Here is a 3,829-nt window from a genome sequence, read left to right on the forward strand (position 1 = left end):
AGCCCGACCGTTGGCCACAATATGAGAAATCCGATCATAATAATATGCCTGTTAATCACAATCTTCCCCTCCTGTAATGAGGTAAAAGAGGAAAAAAGTAAATCTCTACCTAAACAAACATCTATAATTGACGAAAATCTTCAGGAGAATATAGGTCCTAGACAGGAAATTGAAACAAAGAATTATAGATACAATATCCGTCAAAATAGTCTTAAGAATATTGACACATTACTAATAAAACAATACGCTAAAACAATATTATCCGGTGAATCTTATCCTTCGGACAATGACGAAACGATAAGTTGCATTGATCTTTTATTCAGTGAGAATACTTCCGATTTAGAATTCTATTTCGAAGTGTTCCGCGTAATTGTCGAAAAGGCTGATGGCTCCCTTGCTGAAATTATGGGTTCCGAAATAATAAGTTTTATGGAATTTAAGACATCCTTTTTTCTAGATAAATATTCTGAATTTGAATTAAAGGAAAAAGAACGATTCATCAATTTAATGTCTTATGAATTCTATTTCTCAGAGCCTGATCCTATTGAAGACATTGAAATCCAATTTGAATCCTTTTTTTCCAACCTTAAAGAGAATGAAGGTCAGAAAAAAGAAGGATTAAAAAGGATGAAAGAATTAACCAAGGAAGCAACAAAAATCAGAATTAATGAATAACATACTGTGGCCAACATCGGCTATATCTCATGGCTAGTGTAGTACTTCTAAAAAAGAAAAAAATATTCATGAACCCAACCAGGCTATTCGTTTCCATCGGACGCAACAAACAACCTGCCCGCCACGAGCCCTGCCGTTGTGCCCAATATTAAAAAACATTACCTTTGATACTATCAAATGATACTATCACGTGAAACCACCTTATGATATTACCCCAAAAGTACTAGAACTGATTGCTTCTATCTCTCAAAAAATAGGCCGTATCAATGCATCATTTTTAGATAAACCTTCACCTCAATTAAGAAAAGAACATAAGGTGAAGACCATTCATCATTCCCTTAAAATTGAAGGAAATACCCTAACAGAAGAGCAAATAACTGCTTTAATTGAAAACAAAAAGGTACTAGGCCCACCAAGAGACATCAACGAAGTAATCAATGCCATTGACGTATATGACCGCCTAAATGAATTTGACTTCAAATCAGAGACATCCTTTCTCAAGGCTCACCGATTACTGATGAACAATCTTGTTTCTGAAGTCGGCTCTTATAGAAAGCAATCTGTCGGGATTGCTAAAGGGTCAAAATTGGAGCATATGGCACCGCCTCATGAGAACGTACCTTTTCTCATGAAAGATCTCTTCAATTATGTTAAGGAGCCTAACGAACTAACACTTATAAAAAGCTGTGTTTTTCATTACGAATTGGAATTCATCCATCCATTTATTGATGGAAATGGAAGAATGGGCAGGCTATGGCAAACGCTTATCTTAATGAACGAATTTCCATTATTTGAATTCATTCCTCTTGAGACACTTATTAGTCAAGATCAAAAGGAATATTACAAATGTCTTGGACTGAGTGACAAGATCGGTAAATCCACTCCATTCTTGGAGTTCATGCTTAGCATCATTGATCAAGCCTTAATGGTTTTACTAGAAGATTCAGAAAAAACAATGTCTCAAGAGGATCGATTAGAATACTTCATATCGAAACAAAAAGGAAAGTTTACACGAAAAGATTACCTACTAACATTTAAAAATATTTCGTCGGCTACAGCCAGTAGAGATTTAGCTTTAGGGGTAGAATTAAACTTGCTAAAAAAGCATGGGACAAAAAATAAAACCTATTACACCATAGAAAAATAAATAATACTGGGCACAACACCGGCTATAGCTCATGGCTAGTGTCGTACTTCTAAAAAAGAAAAAATAGTCATGAACCCGACCAGGCTATTCGTCTCCATCGGACGCATCAACCAACCCGCCCGCCACAAGCCATATGCAAACCGTTATCCTGCATTGAAAGCAATTCTTGTTACATTCAAAAACATTACTTACCTTTGACGTTAGTAACGCTAAACGTTATTCAAATGATTAAGACCTTTTCCGGCAAGGAAACAGAAAAAATATGGAATGGTACTAAGTCCAAAAAATTGCCGGCAGATATTCAAAATGTTGCACGTAGAAAATTAAGAATGATCAACAATGCTCAAAACATTAATGATCTGCGAATCCCTCCAGCGAATAGACTTGAAAAACTAGCTGGAGATTTAGAGAACTTTTACAGTATAAGAGTAAATAAACAATGGAGAATTATTTTTAATTGGGAAAACGACAACGCCTTTAACGTAGAAATTGTTGACTATCATTAAACAAGAAAACGATGAGTAAGCTAAAAAACATACACCCAGGAGAAGTTCTCAAAGAAGAATTTCTAGATCCAATGGAAATATCAGCCTACAGACTTTCCAAAGAAACCTTCATTCCTCAAACCAGAATAAGTGAAATTATAAAAGGGAATAGAAGAATAACTGCAGATACTGCCTTAAGGCTAGCCAAATACTTTGGTACTTCTGCCAAATTCTGGCTAGGTCTTCAAGACGATTATGACATTGAAGAAGAAAAAGAATTAAAGCAAAAGGAGCTAAATAATATTAAACCATTAGAAAACAACGCAGCATAACAAAGAACTGAGTTAAAATCCAACCCCTTTTCAAGCTAATTTCGACCGGTAATTTTCATCATATGGTATCCCGGATGTAGCCACTGCGAAGGCTTGCTTCAGCAGTTTATTAGCTACAGCAATCAGGGCCAGTTTTTTACTTTTTCCTTTGTCGACTATCCGGTCATAGAGTTCCTTACAGGCTTTATTGTGTTTACAGGCCGAGAAGGCGCATAAGAACACCAGGTTGCGGAGTTTCTGGTTTCCTCTTTTACTGATCCTGCTTTTGCCGCGAACACTTTTGCCTGACACCCTAATGGTAGGGGTGATCCCCACATAACTGCATAGCTGTGAAGCGTTTTCAAACTTGGTAAAACCATCGGTGATGATGATAAGAAACAAGGCTGTTTTAGTCCCCATTCCGGGAATGCTTTTCAGGTTTGTTAATTGCTGTTGCTGCTCCTTCTTGACCAACTCCAGCAAACGTGACTCCAACATCTCGATTTCCTTGTTTAAATGCTTTAGCGTGCGGTTCAGAGAGTGGTAAACTACTTTTGAAGGTCTTCCCAAAGCTTCTTCGCCATGAAGCTTGTTTTTTATGGCTGTTCGTTTTTTCAGGTAACTATCCAATAAGCGAAAGAGCTGCAGGCACTCTGCCTGTGTTTCATTAAGTGCATTGTAAAGAGGTACTTGATTCTTTTGGGCATATTCACAAATAGCCCTGGCATCGCTCTTATCTGTTTTTACTTTAGACAACTTCATCTGAATAAAACGCTTCACCTGAAGAGGATTTACCACTGATACAGCAACGTTCTTTCGGTAAAGAAACTGAGCGAGTCGATAATGATAATACCCTGTAGCTTCCATCACCACCAGCCCATCCTTATCCAGGGTTTTTAAAAAGGATTTAAAGCCGGAAGGGTCATTAGAAAATTTTTGATGAACCCCTTGTTCATCCATTACATCGAATACATCTTTACTGATGTCTACTCCGTAGATTTTAGTATTTTTAGTCATAAGAACTGAATGAGGAAAGAACAGGCTACTGGAGTTTCAACAACTTAGAATCGAGATCTGGACGTCTCATAGAACTGAACGAAATAGCAGTAGAAAAGAGTGGGGATCATCAATGTTGACGAATTGAAAACATTCACTGGCTATATTGACCTTAATCCACTCTTTTGTTCTTTCTGATTGATCTTTAAAAATTA

Annotated in this window: 5 protein-coding genes; 4 read left to right on the top strand and 1 reads right to left on the bottom strand. The window is 37.0% G+C overall.

From position 1 onward, the window contains the following. The 4 genes from IS446_RS14975 to IS446_RS14990 all read left to right on the top strand — a co-directional run. Nucleotides 1-675, top strand: a 675-nt coding sequence (locus IS446_RS14975; protein WP_235996531.1) for a hypothetical protein, incomplete at its 5' end; no start/stop codon positions are given. A 190-nt stretch (nucleotides 676-865) separates the two neighbouring features. Further along, nucleotides 866-1,822: a Fic family protein gene (locus IS446_RS14980; protein WP_203061564.1), complete on the top strand. Its 957-nt coding sequence runs from the start codon at nucleotides 866-868 to the stop codon at nucleotides 1,820-1,822. Between the two features lie 224 nt (nucleotides 1,823-2,046). After that, nucleotides 2,047-2,328: a type II toxin-antitoxin system RelE/ParE family toxin gene (locus tag IS446_RS14985; RefSeq protein ID WP_203061565.1), complete on the top strand. Its 282-nt coding sequence runs from the start codon at nucleotides 2,047-2,049 to the stop codon at nucleotides 2,326-2,328. 11 nt (nucleotides 2,329-2,339) lie between these two features. Then, complete coding sequence (locus tag IS446_RS14990) at nucleotides 2,340-2,639, top strand: HigA family addiction module antitoxin (RefSeq protein ID WP_203061566.1); 300 nt, start codon at nucleotides 2,340-2,342, stop codon at nucleotides 2,637-2,639. Between the two features lie 30 nt (nucleotides 2,640-2,669). Here the strand turns inward: IS446_RS14990 and IS446_RS14995 are convergent, their stop codons facing one another. Beyond that, nucleotides 2,670-3,635: an IS110 family RNA-guided transposase gene (locus IS446_RS14995; protein ID WP_203058425.1), complete on the bottom strand. Its 966-nt coding sequence runs from the start codon at nucleotides 3,633-3,635 to the stop codon at nucleotides 2,670-2,672. Between the last annotated feature and the right edge of the window lie 194 nt (nucleotides 3,636-3,829).

Source organism: Robertkochia sediminum (genome assembly GCF_016786255.1).
GTDB lineage: Bacteria > Bacteroidota > Bacteroidia > Flavobacteriales > Flavobacteriaceae > Robertkochia > Robertkochia sediminum.